At 72.2% G+C, this 20434-nt stretch carries 15 protein-coding genes and 1 pseudogene; all 16 read right to left on the bottom strand.

The features are described from left to right. Positions 1-18 precede the first annotated feature (18 nt). Positions 19-582 (bottom strand): neutral/alkaline non-lysosomal ceramidase N-terminal domain-containing protein, encoded by a 564-nt coding sequence (locus QJ852_07170; protein ID WGX98216.1) that lies wholly within the window; start codon positions 580-582, stop codon positions 19-21. A 58-nt stretch (positions 583-640) separates the two neighbouring features. Next, positions 641-1768 (bottom strand): annotated as a pseudogene (locus tag QJ852_07165) (neutral/alkaline non-lysosomal ceramidase N-terminal domain-containing protein). A 74-nt stretch (positions 1769-1842) separates the two neighbouring features. Beyond that, complete coding sequence (locus QJ852_07160; GenBank protein WGX98215.1) at positions 1843-2466, bottom strand: MazG family protein; 624 nt, start codon at positions 2464-2466, stop codon at positions 1843-1845. Between the two features lie 4 nt (positions 2467-2470). Then, positions 2471-3178 (bottom strand): hypothetical protein, encoded by a 708-nt coding sequence (locus QJ852_07155; GenBank protein WGX98214.1) that lies wholly within the window; start codon positions 3176-3178, stop codon positions 2471-2473. A gap of 41 nt (positions 3179-3219) precedes the next feature. Beyond that, the gene (gene mfd / locus QJ852_07150) at positions 3220-6783 is read right to left on the bottom strand and encodes a transcription-repair coupling factor (GenBank protein WGX98213.1); all 3564 of its coding nucleotides are present in this window, start codon (positions 6781-6783) and stop codon (positions 3220-3222) included. A gap of 157 nt (positions 6784-6940) precedes the next feature. Then, on the bottom strand, positions 6941-7717 hold the full coding sequence (locus QJ852_07145) for a phosphate ABC transporter ATP-binding protein (protein WGX99542.1): 777 nt from the start codon (positions 7715-7717) through the stop codon (positions 6941-6943). 194 nt (positions 7718-7911) lie between these two features. After that, positions 7912-9408 carry a substrate-binding domain-containing protein gene (locus tag QJ852_07140; protein ID WGX98212.1) on the bottom strand — a complete coding sequence of 499 codons (1497 nt, stop codon included), beginning with the start codon at positions 9406-9408 and terminating at the stop codon, positions 7912-7914. Between the two features lie 74 nt (positions 9409-9482). Next, the gene (locus QJ852_07135; GenBank protein WGX98211.1) at positions 9483-10382 is read right to left on the bottom strand and encodes a class E sortase; all 900 of its coding nucleotides are present in this window, start codon (positions 10380-10382) and stop codon (positions 9483-9485) included. Further along, on the bottom strand, positions 10379-12970 hold the full coding sequence (locus QJ852_07130) for a hypothetical protein (protein ID WGX98210.1): 2592 nt from the start codon (positions 12968-12970) through the stop codon (positions 10379-10381). Before QJ852_07130 ends, QJ852_07135 begins: the two co-directional genes overlap by 4 nt. Then, complete coding sequence (locus QJ852_07125; protein WGX98209.1) at positions 12967-14544, bottom strand: phosphate ABC transporter substrate-binding protein PstS; 1578 nt, start codon at positions 14542-14544, stop codon at positions 12967-12969. Before QJ852_07125 ends, QJ852_07130 begins: the two co-directional genes overlap by 4 nt. Next, positions 14541-15737, bottom strand: coding sequence for a phosphate ABC transporter permease PstA (pstA, locus tag QJ852_07120; protein WGX98208.1), 1197 nt, complete (start codon positions 15735-15737; stop codon positions 14541-14543). The genes QJ852_07125 and pstA overlap by 4 nt, the downstream gene beginning before the upstream one ends. Position 15738: 1 nt before the next feature. Continuing rightward, positions 15739-16752 carry a phosphate ABC transporter permease subunit PstC gene (pstC, locus tag QJ852_07115; GenBank protein ID WGX98207.1) on the bottom strand — a complete coding sequence of 338 codons (1014 nt, stop codon included), beginning with the start codon at positions 16750-16752 and terminating at the stop codon, positions 15739-15741. A gap of 187 nt (positions 16753-16939) precedes the next feature. Beyond that, positions 16940-18280, bottom strand: coding sequence for a serpin family protein (locus QJ852_07110; GenBank protein ID WGX98206.1), 1341 nt, complete (start codon positions 18278-18280; stop codon positions 16940-16942). A 61-nt stretch (positions 18281-18341) separates the two neighbouring features. After that, complete coding sequence (locus tag QJ852_07105) at positions 18342-18791, bottom strand: DUF3817 domain-containing protein (protein ID WGX98205.1); 450 nt, start codon at positions 18789-18791, stop codon at positions 18342-18344. Next, positions 18788-19552 (bottom strand): siderophore-interacting protein, encoded by a 765-nt coding sequence (locus QJ852_07100; GenBank protein ID WGX98204.1) that lies wholly within the window; start codon positions 19550-19552, stop codon positions 18788-18790. The genes QJ852_07105 and QJ852_07100 overlap by 4 nt, the downstream gene beginning before the upstream one ends. Positions 19553-19605: 53 nt before the next feature. Next, positions 19606-20379, bottom strand: coding sequence for an isoprenyl transferase (locus QJ852_07095; GenBank protein ID WGX98203.1), 774 nt, complete (start codon positions 20377-20379; stop codon positions 19606-19608). Between the last annotated feature and the right edge of the window lie 55 nt (positions 20380-20434).

The raw sequence follows: 20434 nt of genomic DNA, 5'->3' as shown, positions 1-20434 counted from the left end.
GCGCGACGCCGCCGACCGTCAGTGGACGACGATCGGCGGCGTCGTCGCGTCGGTGCGGCCGACACAGGTGATCCGGTAGCTGCCCGGCGGGCCCGCGACCCAGGTGACCTCGGCGACGAAGCGCAGCGCCCGGTCCCGGCGCCAGGTGATCGTGGTCGTCGGCGAGGCATCGTCGGCGACCGGCAGCCAGGCGCCGCCGTCGCGCCGCTCGACGCGGAGGTAGGTCGGCCGCAGCTCGGCATTCGGATGGTCGGTCCCGAAGGTCGCGGTGACCACCTCGCCGGTGCGGGCCGTGACCGGGGCGTGCCGCACTCCCGGTCGCCCGGCCCGGGCCAGGCGCGGCGACCCGACCGGCAGGGTCCAGCGCAGCCGTCGCGGAGGCGGCGGACGACCGGGGTCGACGATGGCGCCGCCGCGCAGGGCGGCGGCGAGCTCGACGACCGCATCCTGGAGCACCGCCAGCTGGTGCCGGCCGAAGACCGTCGAACCCGCCTCGTAGAGCTGCTCGCCGTACTCCTCCGGTGTCGTGACGTAGTGCCCGTAGCCGTTGGCGTAGCCCTGCAGCACCCACATCCTCGACATCGACCCCCAGCTCCGCCGCCACGGCTCGCCGCAGCCGCCAGCCGGCGACGACGGTCACCTCGAACGGCAGGCAGACCAGGTGGAGCCGGCCCCACCGGACCAGCTGGAGCAGGTAGGTCTCCTGCACCCAGCGCAGGCCGCCGACCGGCAGCAACAGGTCCTTCGGCGCGTGGGCCGCCGCGAGCGCGGGGCGGCGCCGGTAGAGCCACCGGCTGATCCGCTCCGGCACCGGGTTGCGCCGGCCCTCGTCGAACAGCGGCGAGCCCGGCCCGTCGGTCAGCTTGCCCGCGGCGAAGCTCGCGCCGAGGATCGCGCGGCCGGTCCGGCCGGACCCGCCGGGGGCGGCGGGACGGTCGGCGAGCCGCACCCACCGATGGCGTACGTCGACCAGCGGCTCCACCTCGACACCGGGTCCGGCGGCGATCCGCCGGGCGGCGGCCAGCTGACGCTCGCCGATGATCCGGGTGTTCTCCCGCTCGTCCGGGGTCGGGCCGGTCGCGGGCCGCAGGTCCAGGTTGGGGCTGAGGTCGCCCGCGTTGGTCTGCGCGAACGCGGTCACCAGGTCGCCGTCCTGCTCCCAGCGATGGGCGGCCCAGCCCTTGTTGTCGGCGCTGATCAACCGGTTGCGGTTGGACATCGAGGTGTTGTGGACGCCGAACCAGCTGATCGCGCCGGCCAGCCCGCCGGCGCGCTCCAGGGTCAGCACCGTCATCCGCGGGTCGATGCCGTCGGGGAACAGCGCCCGCTCCTCGGCGGGATCGCGCTCGAAGGCCGCCCGGGCGCGGTTGGCACTGGCGTCGCGCACCTCGCCGTGCGCCAACCGCAGGGTGGCCGGGGCGAGGTCGGCGTCGGCCCGCGCGATCGCCTCGACCACGCCGTCGACGAGCCGTTCGAAGGTCTGCGGCCGGAAGCCGCCGGTCGTGATGTTGTAGAGGATGTCGTGGCCGTGGCCGCCGGGCCCACAGTGGGTGTGGGTGGCGGTGAGGACGACATTGCCGGCGTCGTAGCGGCCGTCGAGGCGGGCGGCCAGCCGCGCGTGGATCGCCGCCACCGTCGCCTCGAAGAACATGCCGATGTCGGCGACGACGAAGGCCACGCGGCGACTGCCGTCGTCGAGGACGAACGCCCGGGCGTACTGCCGCGACAGGATCCCCCGCGTGCGCTGGTCGGGCATGCCGTAGCCCATCATCCCGACGCCCCACGGCTCGCCGGTGATGTCGGCGCGGGCGCGGCCGGCCCGCCAGCCCCGCGGCGCGTCGCTCACTGCCGTCGGCGCACGGCGTCGCGCAGCGCCTGCTCCGGATCGGTGCCCGCGGCGCGGGCCTCGGCGACCAGCGCGAGCAGCCGCTCCCCCAGGTCCGGCGAGTCCGCCGCCACGTCGGTCGGCAGCCCGGCCCGCTCGCGCCGGGCGAGCACCTTGTCGGCGTACAGCAGGGCGGGGAGGGCGGAGGGCAGCTCCTGGCCTCCGGCGCCGTCGGGACGCTCGGCCTCCTTGATCCGCTGCCAGCGCGCGTCGACCTGCTCGGCGGTCAGGCCCTCGTCCAGGTCGTCGCCGAAGACGTGCGGGTTGCGGCGACGCATCTTCGCGGTGATGCCGCGGGCGACGTCGTCGAGGTCGAAGTCGCCGCGCTCCTCCGCGATCACCGCATGGAAGACGACCTGCAGCAGCAGGTCGCCCAGCTCCTCGGCCACGTGCCCGAAGTCGCCACTGACCTCGGCCTCGTCGATCGCGTCGACCGTCTCGTAGGTCTCCTCGAGCAGATAGCGCACCAGCGAGCGGTGGGTCTGCTCCCGTTTCCAGGGGCACTCGGCGCGCAACCGCCGCATCACCGCGACGAACTCGGCGACCGCTCCGTCCGCGGCCGCGGCCGACGGCCCCGGCACGGCCCTACCCCTGGGGCGCGACCGCCGCCGGGGCCGCGGCCGGGCCGCAGCGCTGGTCGGCCGGCAGGTCCGCGACCTGCTCGGGGCTCAGCGCCGTGGTGTCGGCGGCGGCCTTGGCCTCGCCGCTGACCGGGACCGACAGGGCGTCGCTGCCGAAGGCGCCCGTCTCGGCGTCGTAGCTGCCGAAGACCGGGTTGAAGGTGACGTCGTTGTCGTCGAGCCACTGCGTGATCAGGTCGATGCCGGCGGCGACGGCCTCCTGGCCCTCGACACCGGCGTCGTCGGCGCCGAGCTCGGCGACCGGGTCGCTGAGCCGCTGCTGGATCCAGGTCAGCCACTCGAAGGTCTCGTAGTTGTCGTCGTCGATCGTGCCGAGCGGCTCCCACGCCTGCTGGACCGAGGTGCGGTCGATCGCCTCCGACGGCAGGGTCACGCCGTGCTCGCCGGCGAGGGCGTCGACGGCGACCGCCTGGGTCCAGCCGACGACGAACTGGGCCCGGATCAGCGCCGTCGGCGCGGCGGACGCCTGCGGGTTGGCGGCCCGCAGCGCGCAGTAGTCCTCGACCGCCCGGTCGACCCTGCTCAGCCGGAGCTGCTGGCCCTCGACCTCCGCGGCCAGACCCGGCTTGACGCCGTCGTCGGACACCCCGCAGCCGGCGGCCAGCAGGGCGGTCGCGGACAGCGCCGCCACGGCGGGCAGGAGCCTCGGCACGGACCTGGACGCGAACCTGGGCACGAACGAGGGGCGCACACTCACTCCTTGGGGTCGATGACCGAGTCGATGACGAGTCTGGCCCATTCAAGCAGGGCGACCCCCTCCAGGGGGGTGCCCGTCCGTCCCGGGATGCCGGGACGAGGCACCAGGATCGACTCCAGCTGGTGCTTGACGATCGACTTCGGGTAGAGCCGGTTGAGCCGGATGGTGCGCGACTCGGGCAGCACCACGGGGTGGAAGCGGACGTTCTTGCCGACCGTCGTGATCTCCTTGACCCCGGCCTGGCGGGCCCGGGCGCGGAAGCGCGCGACCAGCAGCAGCGCGGCGACCTGCTCGGGCGGCTCGCCGTACCTGTCGTCCATCTCGGCGGCGATCTCGTCGACGTCGGCGTCGGTGCGGACCTCGGCGAGACGCTTGTACATCTCCAGGCGCAGCCGCTCGCTCGGGATGTAGTCGTGCGGCAGGTGCGCCTCGACCGGGAGCTCGATGCGGACCTCGTCGAGCTGCTCGGGGGCCCCTCCGTCGGACCGGAAGTCGCGCACCGCCTCGCCGACCAGGCGGACGTAGAGGTCGAAGCCGACGTCGGCGATGTGGCCGGACTGCTCGCCGCCGAGCAGGTTGCCGGCGCCGCGGATCTCGAGGTCCTTCATCGCGATCGCCATGCCGCCGCCGAGGTCGGAGTGCTGGGCCAGGGTCGCGAGCCGCTCGTGGGCGGTCTCGGTGAGTGGCTTCTCGGTCGGGTAGAGGAAGTAGGCGTAGGCCCGCTCCCGGGACCGGCCGACCCGGCCGCGCAGCTGGTGCAGCTGGGAGAGGCCGAGGGTGTCGGACCGCTCGATGATCATCGTGTTGGCGTTGGAGACGTCGATGCCGGACTCGACGATCGTCGTGCAGACGAGGACGTCGAAGTTCTTCTCCCAGAAGTCGACCATCACCTGCTCGAGCTGGTGCTCCCCCATCTGTCCGTGCGCGGTCGCGACCCGGGCCTCGGGCACCAGCTCGCGGATCTTGGCCGCGGCCTTCTCGATCGAGCTGACCCGGTTGTGGATGTAGAACACCTGGCCGTCGCGGAGCAGCTCGCGGCGTACGGCGGCCACGACCTGGCGATCCTCGTAGCCGCCGACGTAGGTCAGCACCGGGTGCCGCTCCTCCGGCGGCGTGGTGATGGTCGACATCTCGCGGATGCCGGTGATCGCCATCTCGAGCGTGCGCGGGATCGGCGTCGCGGACATGGAGAGGACGTCGACGGAGGTGCGCAGCCGCTTCATCGCCTCCTTGTGCTCGACGCCGAAGCGCTGCTCCTCGTCGACGATGATCAGGCCGAGGTCCTTGAACCTCGTGTCGGCGTTGAACAGCCGGTGCGTGCCGACGACGAGGTCGATGCTGCCCTCGGCGAGTCCGGCGATGGTCTCGGCCGCCTCCTTGTCGGTCTGGAACCGGCTCAGCGGCTTGAGGACGACGGGGAACCCGCTCATCCGCTCGGAGAAGGTCGCGAGGTGCTGGTTGACCAACAGCGTGGTCGGCACCAGCACGGCCACCTGCTTGCCGTCCTGGACCGCCTTGAACGCCGCCCGCACCGCGATCTCGGTCTTGCCGTAGCCGACATCGCCGCAGACCAGCCGGTCCATCGGGACGGTGCGCTCCATGTCGGCCTTGACCTCGTCGACCGTGGTCAGCTGGTCGGGGGTCTCGTGGAACGGGAAGGCGTCCTCGAGCTCGCGCTGCCAGGGGGTGTCGGGGCCGAACGCGTGGCCCTGGGTGGCCTGCCGGGCGGCGTACAGCTTGATCAGCTCGGCCGCGATCTCGCGGACCGCCTTGCGCGCCTTGTTCTTGCGCTTGGTCCAGTCGCCACCGCCGAGCCGGTCGAGGCTGGGCTGCTCGCCGCCGACGTAGCGGGTGACCTGGTCGAGGGTGTCGGCCGGCACGAACAGCCGGTCCGGCGGCCCGCCGCGCTTGGACGGGCCGTACTCGAGGACGAGGTACTCGCGCACCGCGCCCTGGACCTCGCGCTGCTTCATCTCCACGAACCGGCCGACGCCGTGCTGCTCGTGCACGACATAGTCGCCGGCCTTGAGCTCGAGCGGGTCGATCTGGCGCTTGCGGCGCACCGGCATCGCGCCCTTGTCGCGGGTCGAGGCCTTGGTGCCGACGATGTCCTCGCCGGTGAGGACCACGAGGCCCCGGTCGGTGTCGATCAGGCCGTGGCCGAGGTTGCCGCAGGTGATCGTGACGACGGCGGGGTCGAGCTCGTGGCCGGCCGGGAGGTCGTCGACCAGCCGGGCGGGGACGTCCTGCTCCCCCAGCGCCTCGACCATGCGCTGCGCGGGGCCGTGGCCGACGTGGACGACGGCGACCGCGTGTCCCTCACCGCGCCAGCGGGCGATGTCGGCGAAGGCCTTCGCCACGTCGCCGCGGTACGACGGGGCCGGTGTGAACCGTCGTACCGGACGTTCCTGCTGCTCGTCGGCCGCGGAGAGGACCGGATCGTCCGGTGCGTCGTCGACGTCGAGGCCGAACGGGCTGAACGTCCACCACGCCTGCCCGCGCTCGCGCGCGTGGGTCCGCACGTCGGCGAGCGACTGGTACGACGCCGCCTGCAGGTCGATGGGCGCCTGGCCGCCGTTGGCCGCGGTGGCCCAGGACGCCGCCAGGAACTCCTCGCTGGTCGCGACGAGGTCGTGCGCACGGGCCCGCGCGCGCTCGGGGTCGAGCACCAGGACCCGGGTGTCCGCCGGCATCAGGTCGACCAGCAGCTCCAGCTCGTCGACGAGTGCCGGGATGAGCGCCTCCATGCCCTCGACGGCGATGCCCTCGCTGAGCTTGTCGGTGATCTCCAGCAGCTGGGGGTGGGTCCGCCCCAGCTCCGCGGCCCGCGCCCGGACCTGGTCGGTGAGCAGCAGCTCGCGACACGGCGGCGCCCACAGCCGGTCGACCTTCTCGATGGTGCGCTGATCGGCGACCGCGAAGGAGCGGATCTCGTCGATCTCGTCGCCGAAGAACTCCACCCGCAGCGGGTGCTCCTCGGTCGGCGGGAAGACGTCGACGATGCCGCCGCGCACCGCGAACTCGCCGCGCTTCTCGACGAGGTCGACGCGGGAGTAGGCGGCGCCGACCAGACCCGTGACGACGTCCTCGATCTCGGCACTCGCGCCCACGGCCAGCTCGACCGGCGCGAGGTCGCCGAGGCCCTTGACCTGCGGCTGCAGGACGCTGCGCACGGGCGCGACCACGACCTGGACCGGTCCGGTCGCCGGGTCGGGGCCGGGGTGGCAGAGCCGGCGGAGCACGGCCAGCCGCCGCCCGACCGTGTCGCTGCGCGGGCTCAGCCGCTCGTGGGGCAGGGTCTCCCAGCTCGGGTAGTAGGCGACCCGGTCGGGATCGATCAGGTCACCGAGCTCGGCGACCAGCTGCTCGGCCTCGCGGGTGGTCGCGGTGACGACCAGCACGGGCCGCTCGGCGCGGACCAGCCCGGTCACCAGGAACGGCCGCAGGGCCTCGGGACCGGTCAGCTCACCGGTCGGCTGGGTGCCGTCGATCGCGCCCGCGAGCGCCGCGGACAGGGTCGGGTCGGCGAGGACGGCGTCGGCGAGGCCGGCGAGACTCACGGGAGTACACCTTCGGTCGGGGGACAGCGCGAGCGCCCCCGGTCTGGGACGACCGGGGGTGCGGCGCCCAGCCTACGGCGTACCGCCGACCCGGCGCGTTTGAACGCGACGGGTCGGCGTCTCTCAGGCGTTCAGATGCGACGGGTCGGCGGGATGATCAGCCGAAGCGGCCGTTGACGTAGTCGTAGGTGCGGGAGTCCTGTGGGCTCTGGAACATCGCCTCGGTCTTCCCGTGCTCGACGATCACGCCCGGCCGGCCCTGGGAGGCGAGGAAGAAGGCGCACTGGTCGGAGACCCGGGCGGCCTGCTGCATGTTGTGGGTGACGATCACGATCGTCACCTCGCGGGCGAGGTCGAGCATGGTCTCCTCGATCACCCGGGTGGACGTCGGGTCGAGGGCCGAGCAGGGCTCGTCCATGAGCAGCACCCGCGGCCGGATCGCGAGCGACCGCGCGATGCACAGCCGCTGCTGCTGACCGCCGGAGAGGCCGCCGCCGGGTGCGTCGAGGCGGTCCTTGACCTCGTTCCACAGGCCGCCCTTGACCAGGCAGGACTCGACGAGGTCGTCCTTGTCGGACTTCCGCATCCGGGTGCCGGTGAGCTTGAGGCCGGCGAGCACGTTCTCCTGGATCGACATCGCCGGGAACGGGTTCGGCTTCTGGAACACCATGCCGATCGAGCGGCGGGCGTCGATGAGCCGCTTGCCCGGGTCGTAGATGTCCTCACCGTCGAGCAGCACCTCGCCGGCCAACTGCGCCGACGGGACCAGCTCGTGCATCCGGTTGAGGATGCGCAGGAAGGTGGACTTGCCGCAGCCGGACGGCCCGATCAGGGCGGTGATCCGCCCGGCGTCCATGGTGAGCGAGACCCGGTCGAGGACCTTGTGGTCGCCGAACCACGCCGTGATCTCCCGCGCCTCCAGCTGCGCGAGCACGCCGGGGGCGGGTACGCCGCCGGGGGCGACGGTGGCCTCGGGGGCGACCGTGTCCTCGACGGCGGGCAGGACGGTGGTCTGGTCGGCTGTGGAGTCCATGGCTCTCTTCTCATCGGGAGGTGCCGGGCGGCCCGTGGGCCGCCCGGCACCGGTGCTGCGGGTGATACGGGTACTGCCGAACTGCGGGGGTCGCGTCAGGACGCGGCGACGACCGCGGCGGCGGCGGTCTTCTTGGCCTGCTTGGCCTTCTTCAGCTTCTTCTTCAGCTTGACCTTCTTGGCGCCCGTGGCCTTCTTGAGCTGCTTCTTGACCTTCTTCACCTTGGCCTGGGCCTTGTCGAACTGGGCCTGGGCCGCGGCGAGGGCCGGGGACGGACCGGTGGCCGGCGGGGCGTAGTTCACCGTGGTGGTCGTCTCCGAGCCGAGGAACTTCGCGTTGTTGGGCGTGAAGACGGCCTTGTAGGTGTGCGCGCCGACCGTCGGGGACGGGACGACGTAGTTGCCCTGGCCCGACACGACCGTGACCTTCTGCAGCAGAGTCGCACCCTCGTAGAAGGACACCGATCCCGTCGGCTGCGAAGAGCCGGAGACGGTCGCGGTCAGCCGGACGCCCGCGGCCAGGTTGGCACCGGTCAGCGTGGTCGCGCTGGCCACGACCTCGTTGGTGGTGAAGTTGGAGGTGCTGTCGGCCGGCGAACCACAGACGCCGTCGTTGGCCTCGGTGGCGAGCTGGGTCAGACCACCTCGGGCGATTGCCTCGTTGGCGGCCGCGGAGCACAGGAAGCCGTCAGGACCGAAGAACGCCTGGATCTCGGGCTTCGTGATCTCCGTCGCGCGCACCAGGTTGTAGACAGCGCGCTTGAACGAGACCTGCGCACCGCCGACGAGACGCACCGGGTTGTTCGCCACCAGACTCGCACGGCCCTTGGAGATCGGGACGATCGCGTTCGGGTCGGTCTGGACGGCCGTGACGTCGTGCTCCTGGACACTGGCCTCGCCCGGGTCCTTGGTGCCGTTGCCGTTGGCGTCGATGTAGTCCTTGACACAGGCGCCCGTCGCGACGCCGAGGCTCGACGTGAAGAAGCTCAGCGTCCCCGAGCCCGACTGCGGGACGAGCGGCCTGATGGGGGCGTTGCTGCCGCCGACCTGGTTCCAGTTGGTCACCGAGCAGTCATAGATGTCCTGCAGCTGCTCGAGGGTGAGCGTCGCGGGAGCGGCCGAGGCCGTACCGCCGCCGTTGTTGGACACCGCCATCTCCACGGTGTCCAGAGCGAACGGGATGCCCTCCAACGTCTCGGCCGCGGACCCGCTGATCGCGGAGGACGATCGCGCGAAGTCCATCGCCGGGTTGGCGATGAGGGCGTCTCGTCCCTTCCCGGACCCGTTGGGGCGGAGGATCTCGGTGCCGTTCCCCAGCGGGATGTCGCCGCCGCCGAAGGCGTCAAAGGACGCGATGTCGAAGGCCTGGCCGTAGCCGGCCTTGGCGCCGTTGTTCCAGAGCTCGGCCACCTCGTACATGGCGATCATGGTCGTGTCGGAGCCGCCACCGACCAGGTCGGCCGCGGTCGGCGCGGGCTTGCTGTCATAGGGCTGCTCGGTGTAGGCGGCGTGGGCCGGAGAGGCGATCATCGTCACCGCCGACGTGGCCACCGCGGCCGCGAAGGTGGCCGTGAGGGACTTGCGTACGGACATTGCGTTGTTCGACTTTCTGTGAGGGACGTGCGGCTGCCGGTGCAGCCGCGTTGCGGACGCCGCGACCGCGGCGGTCAGGTCAGGTTGGGCAGGAGCCGCATCACTCCGTCGGTCGTCACCCAGGCCAGGGCGATCGCGAGGGGGGTCGCAACCACCCACACGTGCACCAGCGACCATCTCTGACGGGCGGCGATGACCCCGAGGGTCAACGCCAGGAGCAGCGCGAGATCGAGGGCGAGCAGGGGCAGCACCCCTGTGTCGATGCCCATCGGCTTCTCCGACTCGGGCACCGTCGGCGGCAGGCCGGACGGCGCGGGGAACGCCGAGGACGACTCGGCGTCGACATAGAGGACCTCACCCGGAGCGATCGCCCGCAGCCGGCCCTGGCCCTCGGCGGTGACCAGGGTGAGTCGCGAGCGACCGCTCGCGAGCGGCTGGGGCAGCGGGTCGCCGCTACGGCGCAGCCCCTGCACGGTGAACACGGCGCGGCCCTGGCCGACGGTGACCTCGATCCGGTCACCGGGCTCGAGGCGGTCGACCTCCGCGAACGGGCTGCCGTACGTCGCCGCGCGGCCGAGCACCACCGACGTGCCGGCCTGCCCCGGCAGCACCGTGTTGCGGAGGTGGCCCGGACCGGCGAGGAGGTCGCCCGACGCGGTCCCCTCGACGACGACCTGCTGCATCCCCAGACGCGGGATCTCCAGCAGCGCGACCGGGGCGCCCGGCTCCGTGACCGGACCGACCGGCGCGGTCGCCGCGGCGACCTGCGCCCGGAACTCCTGGTACAGCAGCGACTGGCTGCGCTCCTGCGCGACGCCACCGAGGACGAGCATCTGCAGCGCCATCCATAGCGTGACCAGGGCGACCATCGTGGTCGACGTACTGACCACCGAGCCTGCCGTCTCGACCCGGCTCGGGGGGCCGGCCGGCCGGCCCGCGCGGAACCCGGCCCGCGGCACGTCGAGCGTGGTCATCGGCGGCTCCGCAGGACGACGACGCGCGAGACGGCGCTGACCACGGAGAAGACCAGGCCGAGCATGAGCAGCACCGGCAGCAGGCGACCGCTCCACTCCGAGGAGACCGCCTTCGTCGGCGGCATGGTGAGCGCCTCGGGTGCGGCAGCGGCCGGGCCCGCAGCGGGTGCGGCGGCGACGGGCTCGCCGGCGGGGACCGCCTCGGGAGCCCCCGGGGTCACGGTCGCGGGGCCCGCCTCCGGGGGCGCGGCCGGCACCTTCTGCTGCTCGATGGCGCGGGCGACCGACTGGGCGCGGTCGTACAGCGCCTGGGTGGCGCCACTCTTGCGGATCGGCACGAAGCCGCCGGGCAGCTGGCCGTTGCCGCTGCCGGGCCGCTGCCCCTCCGAGGTCGCGGTGCGGACGAACTGGGCCACCTTGGCGGCGTCCTTCTTGTCCAGGTTCTGGAGCCGCGCCGCGGTGTAGACGAGCATCGTGCCCGGATAGGCGTTTCCCGCCTTGCGGAGGTCAGCCATGTCCATCTCGAACGGGCCACGTCCGCCCGCGGGCTCGGCCAGCTTCACGGCCGCCGTCAGCGACTCGGTCGTCGGCGTGACGTACCGGCCCTTGCGGGTCTCCAGGCCCGCCGTACGCAGCCCATAGCGCTGGGCGTCCCCGAGGCTGACCACGCCCAGCATGAGCCGGTGGCCGTAGTGCTGGCGCTCGGTGCGACCGAGCTTGTAGATCGGCGGGTCGACGCTGAGATCGGTGTCGCAGCGCGTCTGCACATTAGGCCACGCGTCGAGCAGCGCCTCGGCGATCTTGCGCAGTGTGGACACCGGCGCGGCGAGGTCGTTGAAGTACGTCGAGGGGTTGTTCGCCTTGCACTCCGTGCCGCCAGACGGCACGTAGTCGTCGAGCAGCGGCCACTCGTCGCGGGGCAGCTTGATCTTCTTGTACGACGGGTTGACCCGCATCCCCCACGGGTCCGCCTTGCCCTTGACGAACGCCATCGCGTCCTTGTCGCTGGCGAGATACTCCGTGAGCTGACGGATCACGTCGGAGGAGTTCGACAAGGAGAGCAGGGCCGCCCCCGCTTCCATCGCCTCGTCGGTGAGGCCCGGGTTGAGGGCGACGAACTCCGGGTCACGGTTGACGGTCCACGGGTTCTGCTCCATGCCCGGGTGTCCGGCGCCGAAACTGGACCCGGTGTAGGACTGGGTGATCAGCTTGGCCAACAGCCGGGCGTTCAGCCGCAGGTCGGTGAGCTCGCCGGCGTTGTCCGGCTTGTCGATGATGTAGCCGATGCCGAACCCGGTCAGCGCGACCGGGGCGTAGCCGACCGGATCACCGGTCGCCTCGTACTTCGACGACACCAGCGCAGCCGCACCGCCGCCCGAGGCCATCAGCGAGAAGCCGGCCTGGTCGGGCATCTGGTTGTGCTGGAACTTGAAGCGCTTCTTGTTCAGGCAGTACGCCGGCGCCCACTGCAGCGCGGCCTGGGCCATCAGCTCCGAGCCGTAGAAGCCCGTCGGCACCCGCGGGTCGAGGATGTCGCAGGTGTCCGGCGGGTCGCCGAACGTGACCGGGATGACGAAGCGGTTGCGCCAGTTGGACTCCGACCACCACAGCAGCGGCGATGCCGCCTGGTCCACGCCGATGCTGGTGAAGTTGCTCGACCCCGGCAGGAACTGTCCGGTACGCCGGCACGACTTCTCGGTCACCGAGAGCTTCGAGGCGTCCTCCGTCGAGGCGGTGTCGCAGCTGAGCCCCACGATCGGGATCACGACGATGGAGCACGCGGTCGTCTTGCTGCACCCCAGCGACTCGTTCTCGACGTCGGTGCGCACCTCGAACTGGATGCTGCCGCCACCGGCGGCGTCGGTGAAGGCGTACATCTCGTTGGCCGGCAGGGCGGCGTCCGCGGCCGCCTCGGGCGGCATGGTCTTGGCGTCGCAGGCCGGGAAGACGGTCCCATTGGCCGCGACGAAGGGGACGACCCGGGTGTAGAGCAGACCCGTCCGGTCGATCGTCGGACACGTGGCGGCGTCCGGCACGGTGCCGTTGCTGGACGAGACCTTCTCCTTGGCCGCGGCGCCGGCGTGCAGGTCCTCGGTCCAGCCGGCGTCACTGCCCGACTTGGAAACCTGGGAGCGCTGCGCGAAGGACGACGTCCAGCACGTCTCCGGCGTGATGGCATCACCGGTCCCTCGGCATTGGAGCACGACCACCGGGTACTCCTGGTTCACACCGCCGGGTCCGAACGGGTCGTTGGCCCGGCCGGCGCTGGGCTGGGCCCCGCTCCAGGTGATGCCGACCCGCTCGCGACCGCGCAGGTTCTGGGTGTGGTCGACGTCGACCTTCACCTGCCATGGACTGCCGGTGCTCGGGTCCGAGATCGTGGTCGGCGTACCGTCGGCGGCGACGAACTGGCGCTCCATGGACCTGGTCTGGCTCCACGCGTCGCCGGCGACCGCGGCGCGCGGCGTCACGGGCTGCGGCCGGTCGGCGAGCGCCGGTGCGGTGACGCCGGTGGCCGCGCTCGCACCGACGACCAGGGCGACGACGCCGAGCCGGAGTGCCCGGGCGAGTCGGGGCGCGGGCCTCATCGGGTCGCTCCCCGCGACATCAGCCGGCGGCGGAACGCCGCCGCCAGCAGGCCGGGCAACAGCACGAGGGCCAGCAGCTCGACGACGATCAGCCAGCCGAACGGGCGCCGGTCGCCGGCCCGGTCGGCGGAGAGCGTGTCGGGCGAGGCGTAGACGTCCTGGGTGCCGCTGGAGACCGGGACGGTGCCGCTCTCGGCGACGGGGACGTCCTGCCCGGTCGCCGGATCGACGGCGGCCGGCGGGGCCTCCCCCGCGGGCGGTGCGTCCGCGGGCGGCGCGGCGGCGTCGTCGGTGGCCGGCTCGCCGGTCCCGGTCTCGGTGCCGCAGGGGCCCGCCCCCTCCTTGTCGCACTCCGGCGGCTTCGGCGCCTTCTGAGCGAGCAGATTCTTGTGGGGGTTCTTGCCGTCGAAGGTCGGGTTGTTGCAGCTCTTGACGTCGCGGTTGGTGAGCTCGACAGCCGGGTCGGCCGCCTTCAGCTTCGCGATCTGCTCGAAGCCGGCCTGGACCAGGTTGAGCGGCAGCGAGGAGTAGCCGTAGGCACCGGCCTTGGTCTGCCCGGTGCACAGCGAGTAGTACATGAAGTCGGCCAGGGTCTGCCGCTTGGCCGTCGACATCCGCTGGTCGCCTCCACCGGTGGGCAGCAGCATGTAGGAGTACGACGAGATGGGGTAGGACCGCGGGTCGTCGTAGGTGTAGACGCCGTCGAGGTTCTGGGTCAGGTAGAGCTGCGACGTCGTGTCCATGTTGATCTTGGCCTGGGTCAGCGCCACCGCTGTGTTGTACTGCGTCGGCTCCACGAAGTAGCCGGCCGCGTTCTTGACCTTCACCACCGGGTAGTTGGCGTTGATCGCGTACGAGTACTCGACGTAGCCGATCATCCCGTTGCCCGAGAAGCCCTTGATCGTGTTCATCACCTGGTCGGACCCGGCCTGGCTGACCATCCGGCTGCCCGACTTCTTCGGGTAGTACGACGTCAGGCCCGAGCGGCCGAAGTACGGACGCCAGATGCTCGGGTGCTGCTTGTCCATCCAGGTGGTGAACTGCGCCGTCGTACCCGAGCCGTCGGAGCGGACGACCGGGATGATCGGCAGGGACGGGAACTTCCGGCCGTTGTTGTCCTTGGCGATGGCCGGGTCGTCCCAGTTGGTGATCTGGTTGGTGAAGATCTTGGCGAGGGTCTCCCCCGACAACCGGAGGTTCTTGACCTGCTGCTTGCCGATCTTGAGCTGGTAGGTGAAGGCGGTGCCACCGGCGACGATCGGCAGATAGGCGTAGTCGCGCCCTTGGCTGGTGTCGGCCTGACCCTGCTCGTCGGTGCCCTGGTAGGGGATCTCGGAGATCGCGAAGTCGACGCTGTTGTTGGCGAAGTCCTTGCGGCCCTTGGTCGAGCCGCCGCCGGTGTAGACGACCTTCATGCCGTTGGCGTTCACGTCGGCGATCCACTGCTGGACGATCAGCTCCGACCACGTCGACCCGGTGCCCTCGATCTGGGCGTAGGGGACGGCGGCATGGGCAGCGAGCGGCAGGCTGACACCACACACGAGTGCCACCAGGGCCGCCACGAGGCGCTTCACGAGATCTCCTTCACGGGACGGGAGCCCGTCGTCGACGGTCGGGTCTTCTTCGCCCTCTTCGCCCTCTTCGGGCGGGCCACGACCCGCGCCAGGACGAACAGGAACAGCACGAGCGCGAGCAGCACCGTCGCGGCGGCGAAGGCCCGCGTGATCGCCTGCGGCTCGCCGCTGCGCACGGTCGTGTAGATGTAGAGCGGGAGGGAGTTCATGACGCCGTCGGTGGGCCCGACGACCAGGAACGCGGCCGCGCCCGAGGTGAGCAGCACCGGCGAGGTCTCCCCCACGCCCCGGGCGACGCCGAGGATGACGGCGGTCGCGAGGCCGGGGCGGGCCGTCGGGAGTACGACGTGCCACACCGTGCGCCACCGGCTCGCGCCCAGGGCGAGCCCGGCCTCGCGCAGATTGCCCGGTACGACGCGCAGCACGACGTCGGCGGCCCGGGCCACGATCGGCAGCATCATCACGGCGAGCGCGAGCGCCGCGGCCAGGCCCGAGCGCGGCCAGCCGGCCACCACGATCACGGTCGTGTAGACGAACAGTCCGGCGACGACCGACGGCAGCGCGGTCATCGCCTCGACGATGGTGCGCACCAGGACCGCGAAGCGTCCGCCGACCTCGGTCATGAAGATCGCCGTGCCGATGCCGAGCGGCAGCACGATGACCAGCGCGATCCCGATCTCGATCATCGAGCCGACCGCCGCGTGGGCGATGCCGCCCATGTCGAACGGGTCCTTCGGGCCGACGCCGGCCATGTCGTCGACGAAGAAGTTGGCATGCAGCAGCGGTCGCCAGCCCCGCAGCACGATGAACACCAGGGTGCTGACGAGGGCCGCGCCCACGACGAGGGCTCCACCGGTGACGACGGCGGCCGCGACCCGGTCCCGGACCTCGACCATCGTCACGGTCAGCGCGGAGAGCACCGCGGTGACGACCAGGCCGAGGACGAACCAGACGAGCAGGAACCAGGCCGGCCCCGGCAGCGGGAGCAGCCGCTGGGTGACCAACCAGGCCAGCCCGAGGGCGGAGACCCAGGAGCCCCAGCGCACGAACCGCTCGTCGAGGCTGGGCCGACCCAGGGCGGGGCGCGGCAGGGCGGGCGGCGCGTCGTCGTCGTACGACGGCAGGACGGTCGTGCCGCGCGGCGCGGCCTGCGCCGGAGCGCCGGGCTGCGAGCTGAGCTGCGAGGTCGTCATCTCAGGCCTCCGCCCCGGCACCCGAGCGGCTGCGGTTCACGACGACGGCGGCGAGGGTGTTGACGCCGAGGGTGATGACGAAGAGGACGAATCCGGCGGCGAGGAGCGCGGAGAGCTGGCTCGCGCTGGCGTCGCCGAACCGGCCGGCGATGAGCGCGCTGACGCTGTTGGTGCCGATCTCGAGCGGACGGAACTTCAGGTCGAAGGCCGGTGAGATGATGAGCAGGACCGCGATGGTCTCGCCCAGCGCCCGGCCGAGCGCGAGCATCGTGCCGCCGATGATGCCGCCGCGGCCGAACGGCAGCACGACGGTGCGGATCATCCCCCAGCGGGTCGCACCGAGGGCCAGTGCGGCCTCCTTCTCACCCGGCGGGGTCTGGCTGAAGACCTGCCGCATCACGGCGCAGGCCATCGGCAGCACCATCATCGCCACGGCGATGCCGGCGCAGAACGCGCTCGCGGTGTAGCGGCTGGCGTCCCAGATCGCGGCGTCCGGGTCGGTGTCCTTCACGTCGAAGATCGGGATCCAGCCGAGATGGCGCTGCAGGAAGGTCGCGAACGCCGCGGCGTGGGGCATGACGAGGAAGAAGCCCCACAGGCCGTAGACGATCGACGGGATCGCGGCCATCAGGTCGACGAGCGAGACCAGCGTGGAGCGCAGCGACGCCGGCGCGTACTCGGAGATGTACAGCGCCGTCAGCAGCGCGAGCGGGAAGGCGATCACCATGGCGACCACCGCGATCTGCAGGGTCCCGGCGAGGACGGCCCCGATCCCGAGCACGTCGGCCTCGGGCAGCCAGTCCGACTCGGTGAAGAACCGCCAGCCGTAGCGCTGGAGGGTCGGGAACGCCTGCCAGCCGAGGAAGAGCCCGACCCCGCCGGTGATGACCAGCACCGAGGCGCCGATCGCGCGCGAGACGTTGACGAAGACCGCGTCGGCACCCGTGGCTTTGCGGGAGATCCGTCGCGGCCGCGCTTCCGGCGCGCTCGGATCGACAAGGGGCAGGCTGGTCACACGTCGTCCTCAGTCGTGGCCACCCGAGAAAGGCCGTCTCATGGCAGCGCGGAACCGCGCCACCACGGGGAACGGTGGCGGTGGTCCACGACCAATCGGGGTGAGGTCGGTGAACAGGACGGGAACGGTGCTGGGCGACTTCGCTCGGATCCGGCGGCGGGTGGGGCCCGGAGCTCTCAGCCCGGAGTCAGGCCGTGGGATCCGTCACGCGGCCGACGAAGAGCGGGGTGCGGTGCTCGACGTCGTGGACGACGAAGAGGAACGGCCGGTCGACGACGAGCTCCTCGGTGACGACCGCACTCTCGGTCCGCATCACCACCGCCGTCGCCGCCGCGGCCTCGGTGCCCTCCTCGTCGACGGCGACGAACCCCTGGTGGAGCACCGCGGCGAGGTACAGGAACAGGTCCTCGTCGGTCATCGCGGAGAAGTCGGCGCGGCGGTCGTCGAAGGCCATGGGCATGCCGAGCTCCTTGAGGACGTCGCCCAGCGGCGCCTCGGTGCGGAAGGTCCAGCGCGGCAGGGTGAGGTCGAGGGCGGCGGGCGCGGCTCCCGCCAGCAGCCGGGCGAAGCCGCCGTCGGCGACCGCGGCCTCGATCCCGCCGAACGCCCCGTCGTCGGGCAGCACGACGGTCATCGCGAGTCGCTGCCCGGCGTACGGCACGACGGCCGCGCGGAAGCCGTCTCCCGTGACCAGGCCGCCGGCCAGGTCCGGGCGGCGCATCCGGTCCACCTCGACCTCGCTTCCGTCGGCCCGCCGGAAGATGCCGGGCGCCGTCAGCTCCTTCTCGAAAGGGTGCTCCCACGGCGCCTTGAGGTAGACCGCGTTGACCAGCACCAGCCGGGTCAGGTTGTCGAGCACGCCCTCGGGCACCAGGTCGACGATCCGGTCGCGGGTCCGCTCCTCGACCCAGGCGTTGATCAGGGTGCGGGCCCGCTCGGTCGCCGTCTCGAAGTCGACCGCGCGGATCGGTGCGGCGTACTCCTTGGCGAGCAGGTCGAGGAAGTCGGCCGACCAGCCGACGCCGCGCTGGCCGAAGATCTGGTTCGCGGTCTCCAGCGCCAGCTCGGCGGAGGAGCCGTCGGCGCGCCGCTGCGGGCCCGCCAGCCCCTCGACGTGGGTGGTGAGGGCGTTCACGCCGCGGTGCCACCGGTCGCCGAGGTCGCCGACGCCGAGCACCGTCCGCATCTCCTCCGCCGTCGGACCCGCCGCGCCGGTCAGGGTCATGCCCAGCGCGACGAGGACCGAGTACGGCGAGAGCACCAGGTTGCCCTCGGTGGTCGCCAGCGCGCCGTACAGCCGGCCCGCGAAGCGGTCGAGACCGGCGACGACCGGGGAGACCAGTCCGGGATCGCCCGCGGCACGGCGCACGTCCGAGGAGACCAGTTCGATGCCGTCGGCCCCGGTCCCCGACCCGCTGCCCGGTCCCGTACCTCGTCCGGGCCCACCGCCGGAGCAGGCGCAGAGGGCGCCGGTGCCGAGGGCCGCGAGGGCGAGCTGCAGGGCGTTGCGTCGGGCGAGGGCGGTCATGCCCGTACGACGTGCTCCCGCCCCGGTCGGTTCCCCGCGGAGGTGCCTTCGCCGGGAGCGGTCAGGAGGTGGGCGGACCGACCAGGAGGGCGAGGGCGGTCAGGCCGCCGACGGCGACGGCGCCCATCGCCAGGCCGCGCAGCGGGTTGGCGATCATCCAGCCGACGCAGCGGTCCGGGAGCGACCGGGTCGTGCCGGCCGGCAGCCGCCACGCGTCGCCGAGCCAGCCCTTGCGCACGGCCCACCACTCGAGCGGCAGGGTCGCCAGCGGCGGGATCGCGGCGAGCAGCGTGAGCAGTCCCCGGCCGGCCGACCAGCGCCGGTCCACCCAGAGCACGACCGTCGTCACGACGTAGGCCACGAAGACGACGCCGTGCAGCATCCCGAAGACCCGGACGCCTGCCTCGGTGGTCTCCGTGACGTACTTGAGGAACATGCCGAGCAGCAGGCCGGTCCAGGTGATCGCCTCGGCGATCGCGACGGTGCGGAACAGGCGGGTGGGGGTGGTCACGACGTGCCTTCCTCGGTGCGGGCCAGCTCCGCCTTCCACTCGCGGAAGGTCTCCTCGGTGCGGCCCTGCTTCCAGTACGCGGAGATCGAGACGTCGGCGCGCGGGACGCCGCGCTCGACGTACAGGTAGGGGCGGATGTCCTTCATCACGGCCTGTCCCTCGCCGTGGACGAACGCGTGCACCCGGCCCTCCCGCCAGGGCAGCGCGCGGACGGCGTCGGCGAGGCCCGGCTGGGCGGGGTCGGCGCGGTGCAGCCAGGTCAGCGCGACGCCCGCCGGGGTCGCGACCGGCTGTTCGTGCACCGGGCCGTCGACCTGGATCACGGCGTACCCCTGCGCGTCGTCGGGGAGGGCCGCCAGGGCCTGGCGGATGGCGGGGATCGCGGCCTCGTCGCCGGCGAGCAGGTGCCAGTCGGCGGCCGGGTCGGGGGCGTAGGCGCCGCCCGGGCCACGGACGTGGATGGTGTCGCCGGGACGGGCCCGGGCCGCCCACGGGCCCGCGACGCCCTGGTCGCCGTGGACCACGAAGTCGATCGCGAGCGTGCCCCGGGCGACGTCGGGCGCGATGACGGTGTAGGTCCGCAGGGTCGGCCGGCCGCCCGTCTCGAGCTCGGCGGGATCACCGAAGACGAGCTTGACGTAGCGGTCGGTGAAGGCGCTGTCCGCGAAGGCCGCGAGATCGCCCGAGAAGCGGATCCGGACCATCCCGGGGCTGAGCTGCTCCGTCGCCTCGACGGTCAGCAGCGTGATGGGCTTGCTCACGGGTCCCGAGGGTACCCGTGTGACCCAGGTCGCCCGGACCCGGTGAAGGGCGGTCAGGCCCCGAAGCGGCGCTCGCGCTGGGCGTAGGCGCGGATGGCGCGCAGGAAGTCGACGCGACGGAAGTCGGGCCAGTAGGCCTCGCAGAAGTAGAACTCCGACTTCGCGCTCTGCCACAGCAGGAAACCGCCCAGCCGCTGCTCGCCCGACGTCCGGATGACGAGGTCCGGGTCGGGCTGGCCCCGGGTGTAGAGGTGCTCCTCGATGTGCTCGATGTCGATCTGCTGGGCCAGCATCTCCAGCGGCGTCCCGAGCGCGGCGTGCTCGGTGAGCAGGGAGCGGACGGCGTCGGCGATCTCCCGGCGCCCGCCGTAGGCCACGGCGACGTTGACGATCATCCCGTCGATGTCGGCGGTCGCCTCGGCCGCGGCCTTGAGCCGCTTGGCGGTGCTGGCCGGGAGCAGGTCGAGAGCGCCGACCGGGTGCAGTCGCCAGCGTCGCTGGTCGGCCAGCGAGTCGACGGCGTCGGCGATGATCTCCAGGAGCGGCTCGAGCTCGGCCGCGGGACGGTTGAGGTTGTCGGTCGACAGCAGCCAGAGCGTGACGACCTCGATGCCGACGTCGTCGCACCAGCCCAGCAGTGGCTCGATATTGGCCGCGCCGGCGCGGTGGCCGTGGGCGGTGTCGCGCCCGACCGCCTTGGCCCAGCGCCGGTTGCCGTCGAGCATCACGCCGATGTGCTTGGGCAGGTTGCCGGGCATCCGGCGAAGCATGCGCGCCTCGTACGCGGGGTAGAGCACCCTGCGCACACCGCGCTTCCAGTCCGCCACGTTCCGATATTAGCCGGGCTTCCGGCCTTCCCACGTGGCTGACACGATGAGCAGC

The sequence above is a fragment of the Nocardioides sp. L-11A genome (assembly GCA_029961745.1).
Taxonomy (GTDB): domain Bacteria; phylum Actinomycetota; class Actinomycetes; order Propionibacteriales; family Nocardioidaceae; genus Nocardioides.
This window is presented reverse-complemented; position numbering and strand designations above follow the sequence as displayed.

Coding starts and splice junctions, on each gene's coding strand:
- QJ852_07170 (WGX98216.1), bottom strand. CDS start 582: ATGTCGAGGATGTGGGTGCTGCAGGGCTACGCCAACGGCTACGGGCAC.
- QJ852_07140 (WGX98212.1), bottom strand. CDS start 9,408: ATGTCCGTACGCAAGTCCCTCACGGCCACCTTCGCGGCCGCGGTGGCC.
- QJ852_07135 (WGX98211.1), bottom strand. CDS start 10,382: ATGACCACGCTCGACGTGCCGCGGGCCGGGTTCCGCGCGGGCCGGCCG.
- QJ852_07130 (WGX98210.1), bottom strand. CDS start 12,970: ATGAGGCCCGCGCCCCGACTCGCCCGGGCACTCCGGCTCGGCGTCGTC.
- pstA (WGX98208.1), bottom strand. CDS start 15,737: ATGACGACCTCGCAGCTCAGCTCGCAGCCCGGCGCTCCGGCGCAGGCC.
- QJ852_07110 (WGX98206.1), bottom strand. CDS start 18,280: ATGACCGCCCTCGCCCGACGCAACGCCCTGCAGCTCGCCCTCGCGGCC.